General features: G+C 60.0%; 20 protein-coding genes. 7 read left to right on the top strand and 13 right to left on the bottom strand.

The features are described 5' to 3' along the window. Positions 1 to 36: 36 nt before the first annotated feature. The gene (locus BFN10_RS16975; RefSeq protein ID WP_130898159.1) at positions 37 to 4,806 is read left to right on the top strand and encodes a dermonecrotic toxin domain-containing protein; all 4,770 of its coding nucleotides are present in this window, start codon (positions 37 to 39) and stop codon (positions 4,804 to 4,806) included. A 1-nt stretch (position 4,807) separates the two neighbouring features. On the opposite strand, the gene BFN10_RS16970 is transcribed toward BFN10_RS16975, so the two are convergent. Next, complete coding sequence (locus BFN10_RS16970) at positions 4,808 to 5,068, bottom strand: hypothetical protein (RefSeq protein WP_071490646.1); 261 nt, start codon at positions 5,066 to 5,068, stop codon at positions 4,808 to 4,810. 345 nt (positions 5,069 to 5,413) lie between these two features. On the opposite strand from BFN10_RS16970, the gene BFN10_RS16965 reads away from it, so the two are divergent. Beyond that, on the top strand, positions 5,414 to 6,739 hold the full coding sequence (locus BFN10_RS16965) for a sigma-54 dependent transcriptional regulator (RefSeq protein ID WP_071490645.1): 1,326 nt from the start codon (positions 5,414 to 5,416) through the stop codon (positions 6,737 to 6,739). Between the two features lie 134 nt (positions 6,740 to 6,873). On the opposite strand, the gene BFN10_RS16960 is transcribed toward BFN10_RS16965, so the two are convergent. The 7 genes from BFN10_RS16960 to BFN10_RS16930 all read right to left on the bottom strand — a co-directional run bounded on the left by BFN10_RS16960 (position 6,874) and on the right by BFN10_RS16930 (position 12,896). Further along, a complete protein-coding gene (locus BFN10_RS16960; RefSeq protein WP_071490644.1) occupies positions 6,874 to 8,175 on the bottom strand; it encodes a hypothetical protein in 1,302 nt (433 codons plus the stop codon). A gap of 49 nt (positions 8,176 to 8,224) precedes the next feature. Next, on the bottom strand, positions 8,225 to 8,968 hold the full coding sequence (locus BFN10_RS16955; RefSeq protein WP_071490643.1) for a hypothetical protein: 744 nt from the start codon (positions 8,966 to 8,968) through the stop codon (positions 8,225 to 8,227). 38 nt (positions 8,969 to 9,006) lie between these two features. After that, positions 9,007 to 9,687, bottom strand: coding sequence for a C39 family peptidase (locus BFN10_RS16950; protein ID WP_071490642.1), 681 nt, complete (start codon positions 9,685 to 9,687; stop codon positions 9,007 to 9,009). A gap of 62 nt (positions 9,688 to 9,749) precedes the next feature. Further along, the gene (locus BFN10_RS16945; RefSeq protein WP_071490641.1) at positions 9,750 to 10,496 is read right to left on the bottom strand and encodes a hypothetical protein; all 747 of its coding nucleotides are present in this window, start codon (positions 10,494 to 10,496) and stop codon (positions 9,750 to 9,752) included. A gap of 67 nt (positions 10,497 to 10,563) precedes the next feature. Beyond that, on the bottom strand, positions 10,564 to 11,115 hold the full coding sequence (locus BFN10_RS16940; RefSeq protein ID WP_071490640.1) for an adhesin: 552 nt from the start codon (positions 11,113 to 11,115) through the stop codon (positions 10,564 to 10,566). Next, complete coding sequence (locus BFN10_RS16935) at positions 11,112 to 11,546, bottom strand: hypothetical protein (RefSeq protein ID WP_071490710.1); 435 nt, start codon at positions 11,544 to 11,546, stop codon at positions 11,112 to 11,114. Before BFN10_RS16935 ends, BFN10_RS16940 begins: the two co-directional genes overlap by 4 nt. Positions 11,547 to 11,900: 354 nt before the next feature. Beyond that, on the bottom strand, positions 11,901 to 12,896 hold the full coding sequence (locus tag BFN10_RS16930) for a FecR family protein (protein WP_071490639.1): 996 nt from the start codon (positions 12,894 to 12,896) through the stop codon (positions 11,901 to 11,903). Between the two features lie 143 nt (positions 12,897 to 13,039). Here BFN10_RS16930 and BFN10_RS16925 point away from each other — a divergent pair, with 143 nt between their 5' ends. Next, entirely contained in the window at positions 13,040 to 13,309 is a 270-nt protein-coding gene (locus BFN10_RS16925) for a PepSY domain-containing protein (protein ID WP_071490638.1), read from the top strand. A 20-nt stretch (positions 13,310 to 13,329) separates the two neighbouring features. Here BFN10_RS16925 and BFN10_RS16920 read toward each other — a convergent pair whose 3' ends face one another. Beyond that, the gene (locus BFN10_RS16920) at positions 13,330 to 18,402 is read right to left on the bottom strand and encodes a dermonecrotic toxin domain-containing protein (RefSeq protein WP_331714766.1); all 5,073 of its coding nucleotides are present in this window, start codon (positions 18,400 to 18,402) and stop codon (positions 13,330 to 13,332) included. 288 nt (positions 18,403 to 18,690) lie between these two features. Between BFN10_RS16920 and BFN10_RS16915 the strand changes: the two genes are divergently transcribed. Next, positions 18,691 to 19,728, top strand: coding sequence for an Ldh family oxidoreductase (locus BFN10_RS16915; RefSeq protein WP_071490636.1), 1,038 nt, complete (start codon positions 18,691 to 18,693; stop codon positions 19,726 to 19,728). A 36-nt stretch (positions 19,729 to 19,764) separates the two neighbouring features. Here BFN10_RS16915 and BFN10_RS16910 read toward each other — a convergent pair whose 3' ends face one another. Beyond that, entirely contained in the window at positions 19,765 to 20,085 is a 321-nt protein-coding gene (locus BFN10_RS16910) for an ElaB/YgaM/YqjD family protein (protein ID WP_016979401.1), read from the bottom strand. A 163-nt stretch (positions 20,086 to 20,248) separates the two neighbouring features. On the opposite strand from BFN10_RS16910, the gene BFN10_RS16905 reads away from it, so the two are divergent. After that, positions 20,249 to 20,503 carry a hypothetical protein gene (locus BFN10_RS16905; RefSeq protein WP_071490635.1) on the top strand — a complete coding sequence of 85 codons (255 nt, stop codon included), beginning with the start codon at positions 20,249 to 20,251 and terminating at the stop codon, positions 20,501 to 20,503. On the opposite strand, the gene BFN10_RS16900 is transcribed toward BFN10_RS16905, so the two are convergent. Further along, the gene (locus BFN10_RS16900) at positions 20,475 to 21,389 is read right to left on the bottom strand and encodes a LysR family transcriptional regulator (protein ID WP_071490634.1); all 915 of its coding nucleotides are present in this window, start codon (positions 21,387 to 21,389) and stop codon (positions 20,475 to 20,477) included. The genes BFN10_RS16905 and BFN10_RS16900 overlap by 29 nt on opposite strands. 82 nt (positions 21,390 to 21,471) lie before the next feature. Between BFN10_RS16900 and BFN10_RS16895 the strand changes: the two genes are divergently transcribed. Further along, a complete protein-coding gene (locus BFN10_RS16895; RefSeq protein ID WP_071490633.1) occupies positions 21,472 to 22,398 on the top strand; it encodes a carbon-nitrogen hydrolase family protein in 927 nt (308 codons plus the stop codon). Positions 22,399 to 22,554: 156 nt separating this feature from the next. Here the strand turns inward: BFN10_RS16895 and BFN10_RS16890 are convergent, their stop codons facing one another. Both BFN10_RS16890 and BFN10_RS16885 read right to left on the bottom strand, forming a co-directional pair. After that, positions 22,555 to 23,016 (bottom strand): LEA/WHy family protein, encoded by a 462-nt coding sequence (locus BFN10_RS16890; protein ID WP_071490632.1) that lies wholly within the window; start codon positions 23,014 to 23,016, stop codon positions 22,555 to 22,557. A 12-nt stretch (positions 23,017 to 23,028) separates the two neighbouring features. Beyond that, on the bottom strand, positions 23,029 to 24,456 hold the full coding sequence (locus tag BFN10_RS16885) for a nucleobase:cation symporter-2 family protein (RefSeq protein ID WP_071490631.1): 1,428 nt from the start codon (positions 24,454 to 24,456) through the stop codon (positions 23,029 to 23,031). 233 nt (positions 24,457 to 24,689) lie between these two features. On the opposite strand from BFN10_RS16885, the gene BFN10_RS16880 reads away from it, so the two are divergent. Next, positions 24,690 to 26,315: a methyl-accepting chemotaxis protein gene (locus tag BFN10_RS16880; protein WP_071490630.1), complete on the top strand. Its 1,626-nt coding sequence runs from the start codon at positions 24,690 to 24,692 to the stop codon at positions 26,313 to 26,315. The last annotated feature ends 123 nt before the right edge of the window (positions 26,316 to 26,438 follow it).

Below are 26,438 nucleotides of genomic sequence, written 5' to 3'. Positions count from 1 at the left end.
CGCGCCGACAATGGAAGCTGACTTAATGCGCCCGCTATGGCGGGGCGCTTCATCAGCAAGGAATGTCCCATGGTCGCCCTGTCTACTCCTCCCTTTCGCGAGCGTTGCGCGGAGCTTGCTCAGAACATCCTCCAACATTTTGCCGACCCCCCGTCGTTGCGGGAGGTTGCGTTGCGCGTGGTGCAACACAGCTTGGGCGTGCAGTATCCCTGGCTGCCCATCAATCACACCGAGCCGATATTGCTGCGACCGGTGTATCGCTATGACAACGGCAGTTACACCATTGAACGCCATGACGCACAAAACCTGCCGGATGCGCTGATCGAGTGGTGCGCGACGGGGCGGTTCGTCGATTTTGCCCAAGACCACTCCATCGCGCGCGACGCCGCCGGTTTGCCGCTGCCTTTGAGCGTCGATATCCGTCATGTCGAGCGAATGCTCAATCAGCAAGGCCCGGTGTTGCTCGAGCGCTATCAGGAGGCGCTGGTGGATTACTGGCTGAGCCCAGGCGACGATCAGACCATTCGCTACCTGTGGCTGGCCGATACCCTCAGGAATGCACTGCTGGATGTGGCGATCCACAGTTCGCTGACCGGGCACCAGTTTGACACGGTGATCAACCTGGTCAGCCGTTCGTTGCCGACCTCGCGCTTCCAGCCGGTCGATGGGCACGCCTATATCATCGATCAATGGGGCGAGCGGGGGGCGACGAACCTGGAGATGCTGCGCGGGCTTGTGTTGGTCAAGCAGTACGGCGAGCGCACCAGCGTGTTGCTGTTCACCCTGTCCAGGGGCATCCAGCGCTTCGACTCCCTGGCGCAACTGGGCGATTGGCTGGTCAACCTGATGAGTAAAATCAACCCAGGCCATTCGATGCAATGGCGCTTGTACCAACCAGCCGGGAACATCTTTCAAAGTTTCAGCCTGACCTTCCTGGCCAAGCAGTTAGTCGATATCAAGGCGGTATTGCCGCTGGTCCGGTCCATACCCAAGATACCCAAGCCGCAGAACGTATTGGCGCGTGCAGTCGAGGTGATCACCCATGACTTTGACAGCGCGCCCATCGGCTCAAGGCTCATGCAACGCCTGTATGACGCGCTGCCCGGCTGGCTGCTGCAGGCCCCCGTCGACCTGCAATGGCAGATGAGCCGCTATGCCATCGACCTGGCCAAGCGAATCCGGCAACCTGACTGGCGGCCATTTGACGAAGGCGTTCCCTCGTTGCTGGATTACGCCCGTCAGGCGCTGTCGGCACAATTGGCCGAGGACTATCCGGACCGACCGGTGATCGATCCTGATCGCATCAAGGTGATGATCGAACTCGATGAGCGTGACTTGCACGCGCAGCCCGGGTTGTTGTGGCAACTGCCGCCGCTTTACACCCATGGCACCTGGACCCTCAGTGAGTTTTCATGGTTGGCGTTGACGGAGCTTGATCCGAGTCGGGTCACACTCACCACAGCCCCCGGCCACCCGGCGGTGTGGCTCACGCCCAGTGACGCTATAAGCCTGGTTGGGCGTGCGGACATTCGGGGTGGGTACGGTCGGTTGATCACAGAGAAATTCAAGGACAACCCGAGCGAGGTACTCTGGCGGAAGGCGCGTTTTACTGAGCAATTACGCCTGCAGGTGCCCATGCTGGCGCTCGAATACCACCTCAAGTACCCACAGGCGTTTTCCCGCAAAGCCTATGTGAGCGTGGCGGCCATTTTTCAACCGCGCACTGCTTTCACCGAGTCGGTAGTGCTGCGCCCTTTAGCCTTCAAGCCGGCAGTGAGTGAAGCGCCTGATGAAGTGCGCAACATGTTCATCATCGGGCCGCGCAGCCTTGGCGAAGGCCCGCAGATCCTCTATCGGCCGATGTGTGCCGTAAAATTCATCGAGTTCGCCACGGGGGATGCGCTGCTGGCTGCTATTGCCAGCCCGGGTCAGTTGCAGTTTCAGGTGTTGGCCTGGTTGCCGGAATCGGCGCGGTCGCGCTACCTGGTGCCGGACCTGACTGCGCCGAGTCTTGCGGCGTTCCAGCGGGTCGACTTCAACCGGTCGTTGTGGTCTGTTGAGGGCGTCACGTTGGCCGATATGGACGTCAAAGGGGACTATCTGACGGCGCTGTTCGAGAGCAGCGTTGAGACCGTCTTGAGTGTAACGGAGCTGTCGACGTCGTCCGAACTGGATGCCTTCTGGGGCTGGATCAAATGGCTGTTAGGGGTGGGCCTGCTTCTGCTGCTGACGTTTTATGGCGGCCCGGCGGGAAGGGCGTTGGGCTGGCTGTTTCTGGTGTGGTCGGTGGTGCAGGACCTGAGTAGCATCGGTGACAAGGACTCCGAAGACAAGGTCTCCAGCGTGGCGGACCTGCTGCTGAATATCGGTTTGCTGCTGCTCAGTCGCGGCCGCCTTTCCACCAAAGTTGCAGGGCGATCAAAGGCGGATGATTTGCTCGACCTGGCCCAGGGCGCCGATCTGGAGCAAAGCATTGAAATGAGCTGGAGTGAGCCGCCGGAGTATCTGTCCGAAGGTGGCCAGACCAGCCGTATGCAGACGCCAACGGTTCAGTTGCCGACGGTACGCAGTGCCCAGGAGTTGGTGCGGGGGGACCCTGGCCTGGAGCAGTTGTGGAGTGGTTTGTACCGACGGCTGTCGGTTATTCGTTTGGCGGAGTTGGCGTTGTACAAGGTCAGGGTGCCGCCGTTTGCCGAACGCATCAGCACGGGTAAGCAACGGGGCCTGTTCCGTGCGGGTGGAAGCCTGTACGTAAGCATCGATGGAGACATGTTCAAGGTTGAAGAGCACGATGGCATCACGCGCGTGGTGAACGATGACTTGGCAAACCGCCTGGGACCGCAAGTGGTGTCCGACGCCGAGGGAGATTGGTCATTTTCACCGGAGACGGCAGTACCCCACGACTTTCAGGAAGCCCTCGACCTGGAAAAACAACGGCTGGCGCAGCTTAAGAGTGATGAGCAACGACGCAAGACGCTCGATGAGGAGTACGACAAACTGGTGCTGCAGTTTGCAGACCTGAGCTTCCCCGACAGCGCTACGCTGCAGGCGCTGAATGTGCGAACTGCCGAGCCCGGTATTCGGGAGTTGATCGAGGATGAGTTGGCCAGGGCGGATGCGACGCTTTGGTGTTCTACGGCCTTGATGGAGGCACTCACCCGACGGCGGCAGCTCAAGCTGGTCAGAGAGTACAGTGCGTTGTACAACCGGTTCAGCGCAGGTGCAGTCAAGGCCCGGCGTAACAGGGCATTGTTGCTCGCCAGTAAACGCGCGTTACTGCTCCATGAGGATCAACTCAACGCCGAGGCGTTCGACGCACAGAGCTTGAGTGTCGTGGTTCTGGACGCCAAGACCTGGCGTGGTTTTGCAGCCAAATTACCTGATTACGCGACGTTGCAGTTGAATGCGATTGAAGCGTGCCGGGACGCCGAGCTTCAGTTTGAAGAAATGAAGCGCACCGGTAAGGTCGTTGATACCGCAGTGACCGCGCTGGACACTGCGGACTGGGCGGGTCGGCGCATGTCCATGATGTGGCGGGAACTGCACCTGCGTACCCTGGCCTTGCAATGTTTTGATGGGCGGGTCACTGTCGCCAGGGACGCGACGCTGAACCTGATTCAGGAGGTCAGCACGCTATGCAGCATGAAGCTGCTGTCCTATCGGGAGTTGTATACCACGGGCGGTTTCAATCTGGACCAGAAACTGCGGGTCGCCAATGACGTGCTGGACGCGTTGGTGCTGGCCTATCACCGCCTGGCTTACCAGTTGAGTCCCTTCCCAATGTACGTCGTCCCCCGGGCGTTAGGGAGATTTCGCGCCTATGTCAAAGAATTACAGCTATCGGTGGAGGAGGAACTGATCGACCTGTATCGGCAGTATGAGGAGGCCAGCCTGGAGGCGATTTCCGGTACAGTCCGCAACAGCGCCAAGATGTTGATTGATGAGGTTGCTGAAGGGGCGGTGATCGGCAATCGACGCAGCCCTGCCTTACCTGATGCAAAACAGGAATATCTTGATCTGCTGGAACCGTTCGATGATCGACGTGCCTTTACCTTCAAGCGCCTGGGGACCAAAGAGGCGCCGGTATGGACGATGCAGCCAAATGTCCAGCCGCAGGCCGAGTCGGTCGATGTCGCTGAGTCGTTGGCGGTGATCGGCGGTGAGGCGCAACGCCTATGGCGAGATGCCAGGCGCCAGTACGGGTTGATTTCCGAGTTGGAATCCATGCCCAGGATATCGGCTCGTCGGGCACGCAGCGAATGGATTAACGCGATCAAACGTATGAGCCAGCAACGGGACCTGCTTATCGACGCGCTCAAAGTACCAGTGGCTTCACCCAAGCATCAGGACCTGCTGGCATTCTTCAAGCACACCCCCGGCGAGCTCTATGACGAGATTCTGCAGTTTATGGAGCAGGCCTCGGCGGTGCGTGACCGGATGATTCTAAGGTATTCGCCCACGTCGGAAGGATTGCTGCAGATTTCTCATAAGTCGAAGAAGGTGGATGTGCTGGAGTTGCCATCTGTGCGTCCATTGGTTCGGGAGTTTGTGGTGAACGAAACCTCCACCGGTCGGCCCTTATGGCTGGCCCGCTTCCACTATAGGACGCAAGATGCGCGCAATATTGGTTACCACTTTATCCGTGGCCATCTTAAACGTTATGCCCAACGGAACATCGGTTACCAAAAAATGAAAGACCACGCGTCTAACCGGGAACTTCTGATCAATGCCCTGCGCTCGAACATTGATCACGAAGTTGCCGAAACCGTGTTCTTCACCGAAGACGTCAGCTCAACGGTGCGTTGAATTACTTCGGCATGGCCCAGGTTTGCAATTGATAGCCGCTCTTGTCCAGCTCGGCACGAGCCTGCAACAGCAAGTTTTCCAACTGAGTTGGATCGGAATAGACGCCGGCATCCAGTTGCTGGCTGCCGATGCGGGTATTGGTGCGGTCGATGACGCTCAGGCTGAGGGCGCCATTGCCGTCATGCCAGGCCACGCACTGAAAGGGTTGGAAAGCACGGTCTGCGATCAAAAGAGCTTCGTTGATGCGGAGCGGGGCGTTCATGTGGGTCGTCTCTCTAAATGCCCATTCAAGTGACTGCCGGCGGTTGGGCTGACCGTGCGGCGGGTTACTTGTACTGATGCACGATGGCGGGGTACGGGTCACATGTTAGAACAACTATTTTCGGATTTTAGTGATTGACGTCATGTAAGCGGCTGTTTTGAAAGCTGAATGAAAGTTTCCCAGGTTCGCAACTTTCTTCGTTGAAAACACCGACCAGTGGCTTTTTGCCCACACTTATAGCGAAATCGTACAAGCGTCGCGTCAAGATCTTGCTAGGGTTACGAGCAGACGTCACAAACTGTTGTTTCTAAATAACTTTAACGATTTTGACGCCAAGGAACAGTCATGGGTATGCCTCCCGTTCAACGTCGGTTGCTAGTGGTTGATCCCTGTGACGATTGCCATGACCTGCTGCCCGGTTTGCGCGCGGCCGGCTGGGCGGTCGACAGTTGCCCGCTGGAAGGGGTCGGCGAGCGGTCCTGTGATGTCGGCCTGCTGCGCCTGCAACCCTCTCACCTGGAACGCCCCGAAGCGGTCAAGGAGTTGATTGGCCGCAGCGGCACCGAGTGGATTGCCGTGCTCAGCCCGGACGTACTGCGACTGCAGAACGTCGGTGATTTTGTCTGCGAGTGGTTTTTCGACTTCCATACCTTGCCCTTCGACGTCGCCCGGGTGCAGGTCACCCTGGGCCGTGCCTTTGGCATGGCGCGCTTGCGCGGCAAGGGCCACACCCTGGTGGATGAGCCTGAGCATGAGCTGCTGGGCGACAGCCGGGCGATCCGTGAACTGCGTAAATTGCTGTCCAAGCTGGCGCCCACCGAATCGCCGGTGTTGATCCGTGGCGACAGCGGCACGGGTAAAGAACTGGTGGCCAGGACGTTGCACCGCCAGTCCCAGCGCCATGCCAAGCCCTTTGTCGCGATCAACTGCGGGGCAATCCCGGAACACTTGATCCAGTCCGAATTGTTCGGCCATGAAAAGGGCGCGTTTACCGGCGCCCATCAGCGCAAGGTCGGGCGTATTGAAGCGGCCCACGGCGGCACGCTGTTCCTGGATGAGATCGGTGATTTGCCGATGGAGCTGCAAGCCAACCTGCTGCGCTTTCTGCAGGAAAAACAGATCGAGCGCGTCGGTGGCAGCCAGCCCATTCCCGTGGATGTACGGGTGTTGGCCGCGACCCACGTCGACCTGGAGGCCGCAGTTGAAAGGGGCGCTTTTCGCGAAGACTTGTATTACCGGCTCAACGTCCTGCAAGTGGTGACGGCGCCGTTGCGCGAACGCCATGGCGACGTGGCGATGCTGGCCAACCATTTTTCGCGCTTTTACAGCCAGGAGACGGGCCGACGCCCGCGCAGTTTCAGCGAGATTGCTCTGGTGGCCATGGCCAAGCACGCCTGGCCGGGCAATGTGCGCGAGCTGGCCAACCGCGTGCGCCGTGGCCTGGTGCTGGCTGAAGGGCGCCAGATCGAAGCCGTTGATCTGGGATTGCAGAGTGAACAGGCAATTTCACCGCCGATGGCTACACTGGAAGACTACAAGCACCGCGCCGAACGCCAGGCGCTGTGCGATGTGCTCGACCGGCACAGCGACAACCTGAGTGTCGCCGCCCGTGTGCTGGGGGTTTCCCGGCCGACGTTCTACCGGTTGCTGCACAAACACCAGATCCGCTAGGGCGGGTAAACCGAAAAGCCCCGCAACGACCCTTATCGTTGCGGGGCTTTTCCTTGTGCTGCTGTGGCGAACGTGCTCGTTGTGGCGAGCGGGCTTGCCCCGCGTCGGGCTGCGAAGCAGCCCCCCGGCTCTCCCTAAAAGTAATACGGAAACTTCAAGCTGAACGTAAAGTCCGGCGCATCATCCGTCATCCCGATCGCCAGGTTCGGCACGATCGTCAGGTTATCCGACGCGGCAATGGTCATGCCCACGTTGAAGTAACCGGCGTTGGCATCGCTGGACACCACCGACTGCCAGTCCCCTCCGTTAGGCTTGAGCTTGCTCTTGCGCTGCACCAGATCGGAGACCGAGAACGACATACTCATCTTCTCGTTCAGGGCGAACGCGACGCCCACACCGAGTTGGAAACTGTCACCCAGGCTGACCTTGCCGCCGACTTTCTGGTTGACGTCGCTGCTGATGTCGTCAAACGACTCCTCGAAGTTATGGGTATAGGAGAACGAGCCAAACAGCACCGCAGGGTCGAAGGTCTTGACCAGCGAGATACCCGGGGTAATCGACCAGACACCATTACCCGTGGGCAGGTTTTCCGGTACATACAGGTTGTCGTTGGCAGTTGACCTGACCAGCTTGATGCCAAACGGTTCTTTGCCCGTTGGCGCCTTGACGCGCAGCGACACCACCGCATCCGGCAGGGTGGGGGTTTCGTCGAGGAACTTGTAGGCCACACCGAAGTTGACGTCGCCAATGGTCGGGTCACGGCTCACCGATTCTTCCGAGGTGGCGTTGGCATTGTTGCCGGCGCCGCCCGACTGGTAGGTCGACTCGCGGTACACCACCGGTACGTTCACATCGAACTGCCAGCGGTTGTCGACGTTGTAGCGCCCCGTCAGGTCCAGGGTCCAGTTATCCGACTTGATCCGGTCCAGGTTGATATTGCCCAGGAAGATCGAGTCCAGCGCCAGGAAGCCGTTTAGCGTCAGTTGGCGTGCATCGTAGCGCGCATAGGTGATGCCGGTTTCAAAGCTGAATTTGCCATTGCCGAAGAAGCCGCTGGCCTCGTTATAGAGGTTGCTCACGCTTTGCGCAGGCGCCGAATCGTCCTTGAGCGACTGCCCATAGGAGCTGCCGCCGCCCGCACCGCCGGAGGCCGCCGCCGCTCCCGTGCCTGCCACAGTGGCACCGCTGGCCTTTTGAAAGTCCGCCGGGGATTTGGCCAGGCGCTTGGGCGCGGGTGTCGCCGGCGTGTCCTCGACCTGGCGCACCCGTTGCTCCAACACCGCCAGGGCTTTCTGTTGCACTTCGTACCGCTGCTTGAGCTCCAGAAGTTCCTGCTTGAGGGCTTCGATATCGGCGTCTGGCGCGGCATACAACACGGATGCGGGCAAGAGCGTACTTAAACAGACCACCGCACGTAGCGATAACGATCGATGCATGAAATAAGCCGTCCTTTTGTAATGCGAAAGTGTCGAGGGTCAGCGTAGTTCAATAACCGAGAGTGCGTAGGCCTTTGAGTTGATCCAGATTGCAGTTCAACGCCGGGTTGTTCAATGCGTTATTCATGACCACGTTGAGTTGGGTCATGTTGTTGACGAAGTTACTGTTTCCAGTTAATACCGTGCCTTGCAGCAGCTGGCCGCCGCCAATCTGCTGGAGGCTGTTGCCTTGGTTATGATTGGCCTGGATCGCCATTTGCAAACCGCCATTGTTGGCCGATACGCTCACGCGGCCTGCCGCGCTGTCGCCGGTCACGGTACCGCCGGCCACCAGTACCTGTCCCGATTGCGCGGCATTGGAAGGTGCAAAGCCGTTTTCAGTGACGTTGATCCCGACATTGTTGTAGGCGGTGTTTTTGTCGCCGGCAGCACGCACGCTCTGGGTCACGCCTGTGCCGGTGCCCAGGCCGGCACCTCCAGTGACGTTACCGGTGCCGGTGTTCGGGTTGGTGCCATTCCCGGTCGAGCCGGTGGTCTGCACGTAGAACTGCGGTGTAATGGTCGATGAATCGACTTGCATGCTGGCCTTGCCGGTGAGGGTGTCGCCCACGGCATTGGTCCAGGTACTGCTCATGACAATACCGAAGCTGATGATCCGCCCCGGCATTACATAACGACCGCGCAATTCGGCCATTTCCGAATCCTTGAGTTCGATCGGCTTGAACGCCGATGAAGCATAAGCGGGCATTGAGGCTGCCAGACACAAGACCGTCAGCCAACGGGAAGTGTTCATCTGCTGCTCCTGGAGCGTCCTGCCCCTTATTGTGCTTCTTAAAAGAAGTCGCTCTGGATGAAACCGAAGTCCATCAGTTCGGCATCGCCTACGGGCCTGAACTCATTCAGTTGGTTCTTGGCGGTCAGCGGTGTGGGCGGGTCGAGCAAGGCATTGGCCTTGTCGTAGCCTTCACCCAGCACGGCGAACACGATGCCGTTCCAACCCTTGACGAAGTCGTCGCGCGAATAGCGCTTGTGGCCCAGCACCGGGTCGCCGATATAGACCCAGTCCTTGTCGGCCCGCTGCAACACCACGAAGTGCTTGTAGCCACGAATCTCCAGCAGCACTACCACGGGGATTTTCACGGTCACCAGGGTGTCCGGCGAAATCTTGTAGCCCCGGGCACGCATGCCGATGCTTTCGAGGTAGCGCTTCATGTCCAGCATGGAAAAACCCTGGGTGCGAACCAGGTCCTGGTCGGCATTGACCAGCATGCCTTTGATCACGTGGTCTTCGTCGACGTCGAGCCAATAGCCCTGGCGCAGGATGGTGGCGAGTGCCGCGGCACCGCAGCTGAAATCGGTTTTCTGTTCCACCAGGTTGGCGAATTTGCGTTCACGGATGCTCTCGACCTTCTTGTAGATGACTGCACCGCCAGGCATGGCGGAGATCGCCATGGTGCCTGCCCAGGTCGGGCCGGTGAGCAGCATCAGCAGGGAAAGGGTCGCGAGGCGCATGATCGTATGACCTAGTAGACACCGGAAAAAGAAAGGGGCCTTGTTGCCAAGGCCCCGTTGGATCAGAAGCGCACGCCGCTGCCGCAAACGCTGCAGCCTTGGCCTACAGCGAGGCTGTTGCTGCCTTGGTTGCCGGCACCGGATTGCAGGTTCACACCTACGTTGCCGGAGTTGCGGTTAACCGAGTTGTCGAGGCTCGAGTTGTTGGAGACATACTGAGGTTTGCCGCCATAGCCATAGCCGTGGCTGGTAGCCGCCGTGTTGAGGTAGTTGTTGGCGAGCGAGTTTTGCTCGGTGTTGGCGGCCGCTGCGATGTTTTTGCCATCAGCAGTGGTGATTACCAGGTTGTTTTTAGCCTGGTTGCCTTGACCGGCTTGGCCGTTGTAACCCACGTTGCCGGAGTTACCGTTGATGCCGTTATCCACGGAGGCATTGTTTTGAGTGCCTTTGTTGATGAAGTTGTTCAGCGCGCTGTTTTGGTTGACATCGACTACCGCGAAAACAGTAGCAAAGTCGCCCTTGGCGCTGGAGATCGCGCCAGAGTTGTCAGCCAGGTTGCCGCTGCCGGATTGAACGTTAACGCCGACGTTACCGCTGTTGCTGTTCACCGAATTATCGTTGGACGCGTTATTTTCGGTCTTGGTGTCATCGAACTTGTTGCCGATACTGTTTTGCACGTCCGTAACCACCGAGGCAACCACACCGGTAGGTTGAGGCGCAGGATGCCAGCCACCCCCTGCTTGAGCAGCAGCAGCCATGAGTGCAGCGAGCGCGAAAACCATTGGTTTCAGAGCCATTTGAGGTTTCATGGTGTTTCTCCTTGCTTCTAATTAGTTGGTTAAGTGTTGGTACGGTCTAACGTGTGCTACCAAGCGGTTACTTGATAGTGATGCCCAGGGTGTTAGCCACTCGGTTCCCCACCCCGGCACTCTGGTTCACCTGTATCACTCCTCGGCTGCCGGTGAAGGCCTGGTCGCTTGTCACGACCTGGCGGCTGCCAGTGGTGGGGGTGAGCCCTGAGTCGGTTGCCAGCGTCGTCGTGTTCTGTTGCAACAGGACGCTGTCGTCGATGGCTTGCGGGCCAGAATTGACGCTGATCCGCACGGCATTGACTGATTGGTTATTGGCCCCGGCGGACTGGTTGACGCCCAACATGCCGTTGCCATTGGTAAAAGAAGTGCCCTCGATCGCCGCCTTGGCGTTCAGGGAAGGGTCGACCTTGCCATCCATCCTCTGGGTATTGCCGGTGGTGGCCTGGCCGCCCAGCGTGACAGCGCGGTTGTTTGCCGTTTGCTGCTGGTTGCCCGCCGCCTGGTTGATCATCAGGTTGCCGGTGTAGTCCTTGCCGCTGTTGTTGATGACGGCGGTGTTGTCGGCCATGGCCACGGCGCTGCCCAGCAGGGCCAGAATGAACAGGGCGCGTTTCATGGTTTGCCACCCAGCATGCCGCCCAGATTGCTCAAGGGCGCCATGCCGCGCTGAATCGAATCGCTGATCTGCCCGCCCATGCTGCCGCTGCCGCCCGAGCGGCTGGCTGCTGCGCCGGCACCCAACGTGGACATACCGTTTTGCGTGGCGCTCAAGCCGGTGAGGTTGCTGTTGGGCTGGAGGGCGCGGGTAATGCCCAGGCCGCTGCTGACGCTACCGAAGTCACGGTCGCTCAGCTCGCCCGACAGGGCGCTGTTGATTTCTCGGCTGGGATTGGCGTTGGCGGTCTGGGGATAAGGGTCAGGACCAAAGGAGGAACGGCCATACATGTGGCCCTGTACGTTGCGGCCCGTCACGATCACGCCGTCACCTGCCAGGGCTGGAAGACTGATACTGGCGCTGAGTACACAGCTGGCCAGCAGTACGTTCATCGAACCTTGAGTGAATGTGATCACGGCGGCATTCCTTATTCTCAACGCTGACCCTAAACAACGTTGTCAGGGAAAGAGCAGAAGCCGTGCCGCTTTTGATTTATTACTGTTTTTCAAAGGCTTGCGATAACTGCAAGGCTAAATGATGGCCGTGCTGTATCAGCCATGAGACAACCGCCCTGAAAGCCCCGGCTATCCAGCCACTGCACAACCGCTTCACCCCGTTGTATCAGCGCCGTAACACCGTGCATGACGAAACGATGAATCCGCTTTGCACGGGCGATCCAGGGACGGTGTGTGTAAAAAAAATGGACAGTGCGGGCGCAAGGATGCCTAAAGCACGACGCAACAGACTCAGCCTTTGGGGGCTTTACGCGGAATGGAATTGAGGACGGGATTGCCGTCCTGGTTCTGGGTCAGGTAGACCGGCAGAACCTTGGGCAGGGAGGGCACGAGGTTGTTGACCTCGTTGATGTTGTAGATACCGCCGATGCGAATCGTGCCAGTGTTGGCGTCGGCCAGCATCACCGGTTTGCTGAGATAACGGTTGATCAGCGGCAATGCATCGGCCAGGGCCAGGTTGTCGAGGATCAGCTTGCCCTGGCGCCACGCCAGGGCCGAGTCATTGGGGCTGATTGCACGCACGCTCGGTGTGGCATCGCCCTGTTGATAGCTGGCCTGCATACCGGGGGTGAGGGGGACGCTGCCGTGCACCTGGTCGCTGCTGACCTGCACCGAGCCTTCCAGCAGCATCACCCGCACCTGGTCTTCATATTTCCAGACGTTGAACTGAGTGCCCGTGACGCGCACCTGGCCTGTGCCGGCGTGCACGATGAAAGGATGGGTACTGTCATGGCTGACCTTGAAAAACGCTTCGCCCTTGTTCAGCGTGACGCGGCGCTGGTCTTTGTAGTTGCTGTAGACCAGTTCGGTGCCCAGGTTGAGTTCCACCTGGCTGCCGTCGCCCAGGGTGACCTGGCGCAAGCCGTTGGCAGCATCGAAGCGTTCATAGGAACTCGGCAGCCAGCCCGCTTCCCAGCCGGTGAAGGCGGCGAGGGGCAGGGCGGCCAGGCAGATGGCCGCTGCCACGGCATAGGTGCGCACCCGGCTGCGGGGTTTGGAGGGCACTGTTACCGGCGGGATGTCGCTGCGCGGCAGGTGGTCGGCGACGTCCCAGATCTCCAGCATCGCGGCGTATTCAAAGGCGTGCAGGGGGTGCGAATCATGCCATTGGGCAAAGGCCTGACGTTCGCCGGGCGTGCAATCGCTTGCATGCAGGCGCATGCACCAATGCGCGGCGGCGTCGGTGATGGCGTCATATTCGGCTTCTGAAAGGGACTTTTCGCTCATTAACTCATCCTGATTTCCAACATTCTAACCTCCCAAGGTGGACGGCGAGAACAGCCGTCATGGCGATTGCACATCAATTGGAACTTATTCTCGTTTGGCGCTACCTAAAAATATTCAGGACATTCCCACAATGGAGTACGAAGATGCTGAAGAAAACCTTAGTCACCCTGTGTGCAACCACCGCCTTGCTCAGTGCAGGTGCTGCCTTGGCGGACAAGCCGGGCGCAGGCTGGATTACCATTGAAAAAGCCATCGAAGTAGCCAAGACCAAGGCCGGCTACATCGAGGTCTATTCGGCAGAAGCCGACAACGACGGCTATTGGGAAGTCAAAGGCCGCAAGTCCGATGGCACCGTGTATGAAGCCCGTATCGACGGCGCATCAGGCAACGTTCTGCGTGACCAGAAAGACTGATACATCCTCCAGGGGCCTGTTCAGGCCCCTGGCTCCAAGCGCCTTCCCAGATGTGTAATCAGAAAGGTCACCGAGTCGGCATTGGCCAGGATGATGTCCATCCGAAGGTCCGCATTGCTCATGAATGTCTGCCGCGCCTCATCCAATGTCCTGGCGCCCGTGAGGTGCAGTACCCTGTCGCGCAGTTTGGTGGAGCCGGTCTTGCCGAAGTCTTCCCAGCGTTGTTCTAGTGCATCCCAGCTCTTGAACAGCATCGTTGCCGGCGTGAGCGCGGAGAGGGCAGTGCTTTGCAAAGTGGACAGGCTCGTGTGCTTGCGCAAGCCCTCGGCCGTACCGCGATGGATCAGGTCCACGAACGGGCGGATGGTGTCCATGTAGGCAATGTCTTCGGTGTTCGACGCCAAGTGACTGATCTCATGGATAAGGGTAGCCGCCCGTGCATGATCCTCGAGATCGAACGGTGCAGTGAGGTGCTCGCGGTATTGATCCATGCCGGTATTGAAAAAGCGATCCAGCAGATAGATTTTCCGCTCTGCATCCTCAGGAATCACAAAAGCGATTTCGTCGTCGATGGGCCAGCGTGAAGTGCCGGTGACAAATCGATTGGAGTCCAGGGTGAGTAAATCCTGCCGGGTCATCTCCTCCATGACTTCCATGACCCGGTTGCGGATTTTCTCCACTTGCCCGGGGTTGAAATTCAGCAGGCCGAACATCTCGCTCAAGAAGCGACCGACAGTGGATTCGGTAAGGCGCTGCAGTGAAAACTCCGCAAGGTTGCGCTGGCAGGTATTGGTGTAATACAGCGCAACGTTGAGTGCGCGGTCGATCGACAGCCCTTTGTCACGATCAAGCCCGCGAATGGCCGGCATGCCGACAGCCTCGATATTGATGGCGTCGCGTTCTGATAGATGGGTGCTGACCCGGTCCCTGATACGGGACACGGTTGGCCCGAAGCGCGGCTCGCGCATGGACAGATCGAACACCCACAGACCCTGTGCGTTGCGTTCGACAAAGGGGCCCAGTTCCCGAGCAAGGCTGACTCGCCATTGTGTGCCGCTGCGGGCGACCGGGTAGACTCGGCCGGCCACGGGCACATAGGTGCGGCTGTTGATCGGCTGGGTGTACACGTGGTTCTGGCGGTCGAGTGACAAATCGGTCAATGCCACCGTGACGTCTTCGAACCGCCGTAACCGAGTGCGCAATGGGTCCGTGATGTCCAGGGTTTCTAAGGTGGTGGCAGGTACCGGGCCTTCCCAGGTCTTGGGTGGCTGCGTGTCAGTCTCAGCCGCGGTCACACCGTCGAGCTCTTGGCGCAGCGACGCCATTGAAGCCACGCCTTGGATAAACAGGCGCAGACCGGCGCCAAAGTGCTGCTCTTGCAAATTCTCGGCGGAGGCTTCAAACAGCCTGAAGCTACGCCAGACCACCAGCGGAAACTTGAGTTTGCCCGCAATGAATTGCAGTGCCATGGGAATGCCTTTACGTACAAGGCTGGTTACGCCCTCCCACAGATGCTTGCCCTCTTTGGTGAATTGGTTGGAAAGCATGTTGATCAACTGGAGGGCATTGTCATGAAACAGCAGTCGCAGCAGGTTGCCTTTGATCGGATTCGAAGCCAGGCTGATGTTTTCTTTTTCTTTTTCCTGCGAGGTCGACGCTTCGAACAGATTGCGCCATGTTGCCTGTTCGGGATCCCCCAACTGGCTGATGATCCAGGCCTGAAGTGGGCCTGGGCGGCTGATGTCATCCAGCAATTTTTCTTCGTCGCCGTATTCCTTCAAAACGCTCAACGGGGCATAGGGTGCATAGAGCACCAATGGCCCGCTTGTTCCGGCCCTCGCGCCTATCACATAAACGCCAGGCACCCTGGCCGGAGTCGCCCCGCGGGTGGCAATCAGTTCCAGCGGACGGATCATTGCGGTGGCGCCGCTGACAGCTTCCCGGGCAACGGCATCTGGCATATCGAAAATCTGTTGGATAAAACCCCACGCCGTCGTGCTCAGGCGTTCCGCCAGCTTTTCCTCGTGGGCATGCAGCAGTACTTGCCACGGAAGCTGCTGGCAGAATAGCTCGCGGCGTTTGCGCGCATCCTCGGTGTCAGCTGTCAGGTGGGTGGTCAACAGGTCGCGGTAGATTTTCCCGATGTCCAATTGGCGTACCAATTGGACGATCGCTTCGCCATTCAATGCGGCGGGCAAGGGTGTTGTGCCGCGTGCGTGCGGTGTGAGGTTATCGGGCTGCAGGTCGGGCAAATGGCGCAGGGCAAACTCAGTCAGGCTTTGGGTGTGCCCATTGAGTGCCAAGCGTGCCGGGATCAGAATGTCGGCCGGGGACAATGCCTGGTGTGGGAAGCGCGCGTTGAGCAGGGCGGTCAATGTTTCAGCGACCTGTTCCTCCAGAAGCGGCAGGCTATGAAGGTAATCTTGGTTATCCGGGGCGCTGAGACGATATTGCTCGAGCAGTTCGGCATGCAGCAACTGATCTTTTGGCGACGCCATGCCCAGCCAGGCAGGCAGGCCTTGCTGTTGGATCATGGCATTGGCAATGGCTTTCGCCCTGCCGATATTTGACGGTGCCACACGGCCCATCTCGGCATCCAGGCAGTCCTGCAACTGGATCGGTCCCAGAGGCATGGCGAGCCAGTAGTCGAGGGTATCCAGATGATGCACCAGGTGGCTCTTTTGGCGGTTGAGTAAAAAATGCTCGTCAATACGCTGCAATGGGCCCAGTCGGTATCGCTGGTGCGGGGAGCGCAGGCTGATGGGCAAGTTCTGCAGCAGGGCGGTGCGTCGGCCAGGGTGTTCCAGGCGCTGTTGAAGCCGGTTGCGCAGGCTGGTCAGCGAGTCGAAGGCTTCATGGCCGCGCTGCGGCGTCCACAGCACGACTGCACCGGAGAGGCGCGGGTCCAGTCCGCCCCGTTCCGTCAGCACAAAACAGTTGGCCAGGGGGTGAACCGGCTTGTCACCGTTGATGCTGACCGTGACCTCGAAAACATCCGGCAAGAAACCGTGCAATCCATGGCGTTTATCGCGGGTCATGCTGTCGCGACGCAAGACCGTATCCAGCATCGCGTAAGGGGTTTGGCCCAAGGTGTTGTTGAGCCGCCGTAGCTCTGCCTCACTGCGCAGGCCGTGGAGGAGGCTTGCGATCATTTGATCACCATGGTTTTTCATGAATCGCCCGGGCAACGAACGTACGTCGCGTTTGACGAAGTAGGCGGTGGTCTGCGTGATCACTGCATTGAAAATATGGCTGTTGAGGTTGTTCAAGCTCAAGGCTGCGCCGTCGCGCCGCGCGTCGTAAAAACCGATGCGCGGTGAGCTGCCTATATCCGCGGCGGCGTTGGCCAGGCGCTTGATGAAGTGCTCGACCATGTTGACCGATGACTGCGGCAGTCGCTCTTCCCTGTCCTGCGCCTCGCTGGGGTAGGTATTGACGTAGACGTCGCTGGCATCCAGGCCCAGATGGCGCTTATTCATTTCCTCATTGAGGGCTTTGGTGGCCAGGCTACGCAGCGTCGGGTGAGTGGCCCGTGCGGCCAGCAAGGCGTTTTCATCGGTCTGCAGTGCTTGGAGTTGCAGCTTGGCGCGTTCTGCCTGCACGGTGGATGGCCGGCCGTTTCCGCTGCTGACGGGGTGCATGCTCCAGCGTCCGCTGGCGTCGAGGTCCAGCAGGCGGCTGTCGAGCATCTGGCGGATGTCCAGGGAGCAATCGAGCAAAGCGGCCAGGTCCACGGTGCCCTCGCTGCGGCGGAATTGCGTCAGTGCATGCTCCAGGTTGCTCAGTTGCTTGTCTTGAATGTCTGTGAGCATCCCACCGAACACACTGCCCTGTGTCGCCCGCCCGCTAACCTGTACGCCACGCATGGCGAGGTAAATGCTGCGCTCCTCCAGGGAGAGGAAGTTCAACAATTCGTCTTGATGCCCGGCGGCCTTGAGCATGCTCAACAGCGTGTCGTTCAGGTCGTCGACATCCTTGAGCACCTGCAGCCCGCGTGATTGGGTGTACAGGTAGGCGTGCTCGTCACTGATCAACAATGTGGCGGCAAGCTCCACGTGATGTTGATAGGGCGCATGGATGCTGATTTTTTCGATGCGCAAGCCTTTTTGCCACGCGTTGCGCTCAGCCTCGTCGGGGAGGAAGACGGCGAGCAGTCGGTAGGCGTTGTCTGAGGACAAAATGTCGCTTTGTGACTGGCGCTTGAGCAGCATGTCCAGGCGGAACTTGTCGCTCATGATTTGAGTAAACAAATCCAGGCGTGACATGTTCTGGCTGATGGGGGCATTCCACCAGGTTTGCAGCAGGGCGCTCAGCAGCTTGGAGAAGATTGCGCTGGCTTGCTGAACCAGGCTTTCCCAGCGTTGCAGGTCTTGTTGATGCTGGGCCGCGCTGAACCGGCTGGTGTCATGCCTGGGGTTGACGAAAGTGCGTGTGCGCTGCGCCGGCCAATCGTGCCTGGCGTAGTACTGCAGCAAGGTTTCAGCCAGGGTGGCCGAAGCCACCCAGTGGGAAGTGCTCCCGGGAATGTCCGGGGTTGATGAGACGAAACTGTTGACCCGCGTGTCTTTGAGCTTGAGCCCTTGAAAGTGTGGGCTCGCTGCCCCGACAAGGTCGAGGACCGCTTCCAGCAGGTCGGGCAGCGTCGGCAGGGTTTGCAGTTCTTTCAACGCCCACTGCAGATCCTGGGTCTGGTTGGCACGCAGGGTGTTTTGCTGGTCTTCGAATACCGCGTGTTCAACCGTGGCGGTGCTGAGCGTGAAGGGGTTGCCGGGGTTGAACTGGTTGCGCCATTCAATAGGTACAAACCTGATTAAATCAAGGTATGAGGTTGGGTCTTTGAGTCGCCGGGTTATCTCATCCAGGCAGTCCTTGCGCTGATTGAATACCTCGATACCGGCATAGGGGGTGTAGAGCGCAGTCTTTTTCTCTTCGGGGCTCGAACTCATCATGAACGCACCGGCGAGCGCGACTGCACGCTTGCCGCGCCTTTTCAACATCAGGGTTTCCACGGTCATCGGCGCGTCACGATTATAGCGCCCGACATGGGTGGCGCCGTACACCGTACTCAGCCAATTGACATCCTTGAGTGTCAAACCCAGCGCCCGCTCTCGGTCGGTTGGGTGTTTTCTCGAAACCGGACGCAGGTACTCATCAAAAAAATACGGGGGATCTACATGGGCCATGGGCTGCTCTCTTTAAGGGCCTGGGGATGGCAACGATAATGAGCAGCACGTTAGGGGCAAAGGGTGCGATGACTGCGGTACATAACTGATCGGAGACGGCCATGCCGATAAAGTCGATTGACAGCAGGCCGTCGGCGCGTTGTTTAATCATGGTCTTTCGTCTTGTTGCGCCTTCCAATCATAAAATCGGAGCTTCAGATGTCTACGCCGTCCAACGTCGTTGAGGGTTCCCGCGTCACGGTCGCTTTCGCTGAACTGGTCGCGCTGTTGCAAGAGGTGTTCGTACGGCACGGTACGTCCCTTGAAGTCGCGGCGATCCTCGCCCACAACTGTGCCAGTGCTGAACGCGATGGCGCCCACAGCCATGGCATTTTCCGTATTCCCGGCTACATCAGCACCCTGGCCAGTGGCTGGGTAAATGGCAAGGCCGTGCCCCAGGTGACGGATGTCGCCTCAGGGTTTGTGCGCGTGGACGCCGCCAACGGCTTTGCCCAGCCGGCGCTCGAAGCCGCACGTGCGCTGCTGGTGGAGAAAGCCCGCAGTGCCGGCATTGCCCTGCTGGCGATCCATAACTCCCACCACTTCGCCGCCCTGTGGCCGGATGTCGAGCCGTTCGCCGAAGAAGGCCTGGTGGCCCTTAGCGTGGTCAACAGCATGACCTGCGTGGTGCCCCATGGCGCCGACCGCCCGTTGTTCGGCACCAACCCCATCGCCTTTGCCGCGCCTCGCGCCGATGGCTTGCCGATTGTGTTTGACCTGGCCACCAGCGCCATCGCCCACGGTGATGTTCAGATCGCTGCGCGCAAAGGCGAGCGCCTGCCGCCGGGCATGGGCGTCGACAGCCTGGGCCAGCCGACCCAGGACCCCAAGGCGATCCTCGAGGGCGGCGCACTCCTGCCGTTTGGCGGGCACAAAGGGTCGGCGTTATCGATGATGGTCGAACTGCTGGCAGCAGCGTTGACCGGCGGCAATTTCTCGTTCGAGTTCAATTGGGCCGATCATCCGGGGGCGCGCACACCCTGGACTGGCCAACTGTTGATCGTGATCGACCCGAGCAAGACCGCCGGGCAAGCGTTTGCCGAGCGCAGCCAGGAGCTGGTGCGGCAGATGCATGCGGTAGGGTTGCGGCGTTTACCGGGGGATCGGCGCCATCGCACACGGGCGAAGTCGCAGGAGCAGGGGATCGAAGTCGATCGCAAAGAGTTGGAACACTTGCGGGAAATCGCGCAAGGTTGAACAGGGCTGCGCCGCTGGCGCAGCCCCTGTAGCCGCTTAGTTGCGACGACCGAGCAGCAGGCCGACCACCAGGCCGAAGCCTGCGGAAATCGCCACGGTCTGCCATGGGTGGCCACCGATGTAGGTTTCGGTGGCATCCACCACCGGCTTGCTGCGCTCGCGCACGTTGGACACCGAGTCCAGGGCTTGCTTGAGCTTGATGGCGACCTGCTCGCGCAGGGTTTCGCCTTCTTCGCCTACCAGGGAAGCGCTGCTCTTGAGCAGTTTGTCCGATTCTTCGATCAGCGCGGTGAGTTCGCTGAAGGCTTGGTCCTTGATTTGGTCTTCGACGGCTTGGGCAGCGGTTTTGCGGGCCATTGTGTGACTCCTTGCGAGTGAATGTGGCAGTGAACAATGGAGTGTTGCCCAGCGGCAAAAGTTGCAGTTTTTTTGCCGCTGCCTGTTCTTGAGCAAAATCCGAATCAGGAAATTTCGACCTACAGTGTAAGATGTAGCCTATTTGTGCAGCAGGTAATTCAACATGAGCTTCAATCTCGCCAACAAGACCCTCGCCGAACGCGCCGAGCTGGAAGATGAAAAGTCCCGCCTCTACGACCTGTGGCAGACCAACCTGGGCAAAGCCAAGGGCGAAGCTGCACGCTTGTTCGGTGAGCGCGCCAAGCGCAAGGGCAAGTGGGCCGAATGGGTTCGCGCAGAGCTTGACGGCATGTCGCCGCCGGAGTTTTCCAACATGGTGCGCAGCGAAGTCAACAAGCTGATGGCGGCCAGCAAGTAAAGCCCGCCACGATGGCTTCACGTACTTTCAACAACAGCGGATCCAGCTGCGCCTGGGTGCGCCAGCCCAGCTCCACCGGGTAGCGCGGCAGTGCCAGCGGGCAGGGCAATACGCGCAGGCCGGTCATCTCGGCAATGGCCTGGGCCGCATGCCTTGGAATGGTCGCCACGGCTTGGCTGCCCTTGAGCAAAAAGGGCAGTGCGGCAAAGTGGCTGGTCGACGCGCACACCTGGCGGTTCAGGCCCTGCGCCGCCAGGCCTTCGTCGGTGATGCCGATAAACCCGCCTGACGACACCAAAATGTGCTCACGCGTGACGAATTCGTCCAGGCTGATGTGTGCCTGGTCCGAATCCACCAGGCAACGATAATCACCTTCCCCCAGCACCTGGCGGCTCAGCCTGCCCTGGGCAAAACCGCCGGCGGTGATTGCCAGGTCCAGGGTGCGGTCGAGCAGGGCGCCGGCGACGATCTGGCTGTGGGTCTGACGGAAAATTACCCGCAGTTTGGGCGCACGTTGTGCAATCGCTTCGATCAATCGGCGGCCGTAGGCCAGCTCGAAATCATCGGATAACCCCAGCACCACTGAGCGGCCCTGATACTGCTGGTTATCCGGGTTGACCATTGCCAGGCTCTGCCGACAGCGGTCCAGCGCCTCACTGATCACCGGTTTCAACTGGTTGGCCCGCAACGTCGGCGCCAGGCCGCGCCCGGTACGCACGAACAATTGATCCCCATACACCTCGCGCAAGCGCCGCAACCCCGCGCTGATCGCCGATTGCGTGACGCCAAGGCGCAAGGCTGCGCGACTGGCGCTGGACTCGTCGTGCAACGCTTCGAAGGTTTTCAGCAGGTTGAGATCGACCTGGTCGATATTTATTTGGCTCATATCATTCAGCACTGAAGTGGGCTTTATTCATGATCGAGGCTGGCGGGAGAATGGGCAACCCCCTTTACCTGGAGTGATCGTGATGCCTGTTTCTACTGTGGCGGCCCTGCAAATCGGTTCCTTGCCCGGCGGCAAGGGTGAAACCCTGGCGCAAATCCTGAGTTATGAGGACCAGATCCTGCGCAGCGGCGCGCAATTGGTGGTGATGCCTGAAGCGCTGCTGGGTGGTTATCCCAAGGGCGAGGCGTTCGGCACACAGCTGGGTTACCGCCTGCCGGAAGGCCGCGAAGCCTTCGCCCGTTACGTTGCCAATGCCATCGATGTCCCAGGTGTGGAAACCGAGGCACTGGCCGGCTTGTCCGCACGTACCGGCGCCAGCCTGGTGCTCGGCGTGATCGAGCGCAGTGGCAGCACCCTGTATTGCACCGTGCTGTACTTCGAGCCGGCGGGTGGCCTGGTGGCCAAGCACCGCAAGTTGATGCCCACCGGCACCGAACGGCTGATCTGGGGCAAGGGCGACGGTTCGACGCTGCCGGTGATCGACACCGCAGTGGGCCGTGTCGGCGGGGCAGTGTGCTGGGAAAACATGATGCCGCTGCTGCGTACGGCGATGTATGCCAAGGGCGTGGAAGTGTGGTGCGCGCCGACGGTGGATGAGCGCGAGATGTGGCAGGTGAGCATGCGTCATGTGGCGCATGAAGGGCGTTGCTTTGTGGTCAGCGCGTGCCAGGTGCAGGCCTCGCCCGAGGCGTTGGGTATCGAGGTGGCCAACTGGCCTTCGGAGCGCCCGTTGATTGCGGGCGGCAGTGTGATTGTCGGGCCGATGGGCGATATTCTCGCCGGGCCGCTACTCGGCGAAGCCGGGCTGCTGACGGCGCAAATCAATACGGATGACTTGGTACGCGCGCGGTATGACTATGACGTGGTGGGGCATTATGCCCGGCCGGATATCTTCGAGTTGGTGGTGGACGAGCGCGCCAGGCCCGGCGTGCGCTACCTGACGGATTGAGCAAAATCCTGTGGCGAGCGGGCTTGCCCGCGTTGGGTGGCGAAGCCGCCCTGAAGCCAGCGACCGTTTTTGTCTGACACTGTGTGGAGCCTGGGCTGGGGCTGCTACGCAGCCCAACGCGGGGCACGCCCGCTCGCCACAAGTGAGCCGCGTCAATTACCAGGTGGCGGTATTGGGCAAGTCCAGCGTGCCACGGTCCACAAAGCGCATCGTACCGAACAGCCCACCCGCCAGTTTGCCCCGCAGCACGTAGGGCAGGTTGTTCAGGCTCTGGGTCTGGCTCAGGCCCAGGGTCTGACGCAACACGGAAAACGCCGAAACACTTACCGGCACCATCAGGACCGTCTCGGAAAAACGCGGGATGGAGCCGCTCTGGTCACTCACCCCCGACGCCAACGGTCGGCCATTGACCTCCAGGTCCAGGGCCACGCCGTTGTAGTCGATCGCCGTTTCATTGGGGTTCTGCACCCGCAGTTTCACGGCGAAGCGCACTTCCAGGTCCTGGCTTTGCAGGGGCTCGATGCCCACTACGTTGATGTTCACCGGATCACGGTTGGGGAACAGCGCACAGGCGCTCAAGGTCAGCAGCAACAGCGATAGAACCATGAGCCTGCGCATACAAAGGTGCTCCTATTTCGTGACGTCCGGGTCCTGCATCACTTTGAGGGTAGAGGACTCCGGATCAAATTCATCTTCTTCCAGCTCTATGAACTCTTCCGGCAGGAAAATGTTCAGCACGATTGCACAGAAAGCGCCCACGGTGATCGGCGACTCGAAGATGTTGTGCAGCGCCTTGGGCAGCTCGCGCAATACTTCCGGCACGGCGGCGACGCCCAGGCCCATGCCGAGGGAGATCGCCACGATCAGCACATTGCGCCGATGCAACCCGGCTTCGGCAAGGATCTTGATCCCAGCGACGGCCACGGTGCCGAACATGATCAGGGTGGCGCCGCCCAGTACCGGCTTGGGCATCAGTTGCAGCACCGCACCGATCATCGGAAACAGCCCCAGCAGCACCAGCAGGCCGGCGATGAAGTACGCCACGTAGCGGCTGGCTACGCCGGTCAACTGGATCACGCCGTTGTTCTGGGCGAAGGTCACCATCGGCAGGCTGTTGAAGGTGGCGGCCATCGCCGAATTGAGACCATCGGCCAGCAGGCCGGACTTGATGCGCTTGATATACAGCGGGCCCTTGACCGGCTGTTGGGAAATCATCGAGTTGGCCGTCAGGTCACCGGCTGCTTCCAGCGGCGAGATCAGGAAGATCACCGCCACCGGGATAAACGCCACCCAGTCGAACGAGAACCCGTACTTGAACGGCACCGGCACACTGATCAACGGCACCTCAGGCAGCGCCGCCATGTCCACGCGGCCCAGCAACCAGGCCACGACGAAGCCCAGGGTCAGGCCGATCACAATCGAACCCAGGCGCAGGAAGGGGTTATTGAAGCGGTTGAGCACCACGATGGTCAGCAGCACCAGCGCCGCCAGGCCCATGTTGCTCGCCGCGCCAAGGTCGCTGGCGCCAAACCCGCCGGCCATGTCAGTAACCGCCACCTTGATCAGCGACAAGCCCATGAGTGTGATGATGGTGCCGGTGACCACCGGGGTAATCAGCTTGCGCAGCTTGCCGATGAACTGGCTGAGCACCACCTCGATAAACGCGGCGAAAAAGCAGATGCCAAAGATCGTCGAGAGGATCTCGTCAGTGCCGCCGCCCCGGGCCTTGACCATGAAGCCCGCGCTGAGAATCACGCTGATAAACGAAAAACTGGTGCCCTGCAGGCACAGCAGCCCCGAGCCGATCGGGCCGAAGGTGCGTGCCTGCACAAAGGTGCCGAGCCCCGACACGAACAGCGCCATGCTCACCAGGTATGGCACTTCGCTTTCCAGGCCCAGCACGCCGCCGACGATCAGGGTGGGGGTGATGATCCCGACGAAACTCGCCAGCACATGCTGCAGCGCGGCAAATATGGCGGCGGTGAAGTGCGGGCGGTCTTCCAGGCCGTAGATCAGGTCGGATTTATAGCGGGGGCGCGGGGCTTGAGCGTCAGACAAAATGCGGGCTCGGGTCAGAAAATGGAGGCGCAGGATGCCAGAAACTGCCTGTCGTCAGAAGTGTAAAAAAATATTTATAAAGCCCCTGCGGGAAACCACAGCGCCTGCCGATAGCGTGGTTAGGCCCACATACTAATGACAACGGTGGTGACCAAGGTCTTGGCAGTGCGTTGACGCTGACAGATCGTTTCGCGGCAGGGACGCGCGCAGACACTACTTTTGAGAGCACCCCCATGTCCATCCGTAATCTGAATATCGCTCCTCGCGCTTCTCTCGGTTTCGCGTTTATTGCTGTGTTAGTGGTTGTATTGGGGGTATTTGCGGTCAACCGTATGACGCTGATCCGCCAAGCCTCGGTGGACATGAGTACCAATCAGCTGCCGAGCGTGACGTCACTGTCGGTGATCACCGAAAATGTGCTGCGTATGCGCATCCTTTCGTTCCGCGTGCTGGTCAACCGTGAGCCTGCCGGCCTTCAGGAAGCTGAAGTGCGTATCGGCGTGCTCGCCGACAAGGTGAAGACCGCCCAGGCCAGTTACGCAGCCTTGCCTGCCGGCCCCGAGGAGGCCGCCCTGTACAAGGTATTCACGACCACCCTGGACAACTATCTCAAGGCTCAGGCCGAGATGCTGGCGCTGTCCAGGGAGAACAAGGTCGATGAGATGCGGACCCTGATCAACACGCGGATCAAGGACGGCACCGACCAGATGGGCGAACAGCTGAACAAGCTGATCGCCATCAACGCGGCGGATGCCAAGCAAGCCAACGAGGACGCCGGGCAAAATTACAGCAGTGCCATCACTGGCGCTATTGTCGTTTCGGTTGCCGCCGCATTGCTCACGGTATTGCTGGCCTGGCTGCTGACCCGCAGCATTGTCGCCCCCTTGCGCAAAGCCGTGGAGGTGGCCGAAACCATTGCCGGTGGCAACCTGACCAAGACCATTGAAGACGACGGCAAGGACGAACCGGCGCGCTTGCTCAACGCCTTGTCGACCATGCAAGGCAACCTGCGCCAGACCATCCAGCACATTGCGGGGTCGGCCACCCAGCTGGCGTCTGCCGCTGAAGAGCTGAGTGCGGTCACCGAGGAGGCCTCCAAGGGCCTGCAGCAACAGAACAATGAAATCGACCAGGCCGCTACGGCGGTCAACGAGATGACTGCGGCGGTGGAAGAAGTGGCGCGCAACGCGGTGTCCACCTCCGAGGCGTCGACCCAGTCCAACCAGGCGGCGCGGGAAGGGCGCGACCGCGTGGTGGAAACCGTCGGCGCGATCCAGACCATGACCCAGGACGTGCAGACCACTGCCGCGATGATCGAAGGCCTGGCCACCCAAGGCCGGGACATTGGCAAGGTGCTGGACGTGATCCGCGCGATTGCCGAACAGACCAACCTGCTGGCGCTTAACGCCGCCATCGAAGCGGCACGTGCCGGTGAGGCCGGGCGTGGCTTTGCGGTGGTGGCCGACGAAGTGCGGGCATTGGCCCACCGCACGGCGCAGTCGACGCAGGAGATCGAGAAGATGGTCGCCGGTATCCAGAACGGCACCGGTGAAGCCGTACAGTCCATGCAGCAGAGCAACCAGCGCACCCAGGACACCCTGGAAATGGCCCGCGCCGCCGGTGTGGCCCTGGAGCAGATCACCCAATCCATCAGCCTGATCAACGAACGCAACCTGGTGATCGCCAGCGCCTCGGAAGAACAGGCCCAGGTGTCCCGCGAAGTGGACCGCAACCTGGTCAATATCCGTGACCTGGCGACCCAGTCGGCGGCGGGTGCCAACCAGACCAGCGCGGCCAGCCATGAGCTGTCGCGGTTGGCGGTGGACCTGAATGGGATGGTGGCCAGGTTCGTTATTTAGCTGGCTGAAATAATGTGATTTAAATGTGGGAGGGGGCTTGCCCCCGATGGCGGAGTGTCAGTCGACATATCTATAACTGATCCACCCAGATCGGGGTGTAGCCCCCTCCCACATTTGTTTTGG

The sequence above is a fragment of the Pseudomonas extremorientalis genome, from assembly GCF_001870465.1.
GTDB lineage: Bacteria > Pseudomonadota > Gammaproteobacteria > Pseudomonadales > Pseudomonadaceae > Aquipseudomonas > Aquipseudomonas extremorientalis.
The sequence above is the reverse complement of the archived record's forward strand: the minus strand, read 5'-3'. Positions and strand labels throughout refer to the sequence as shown.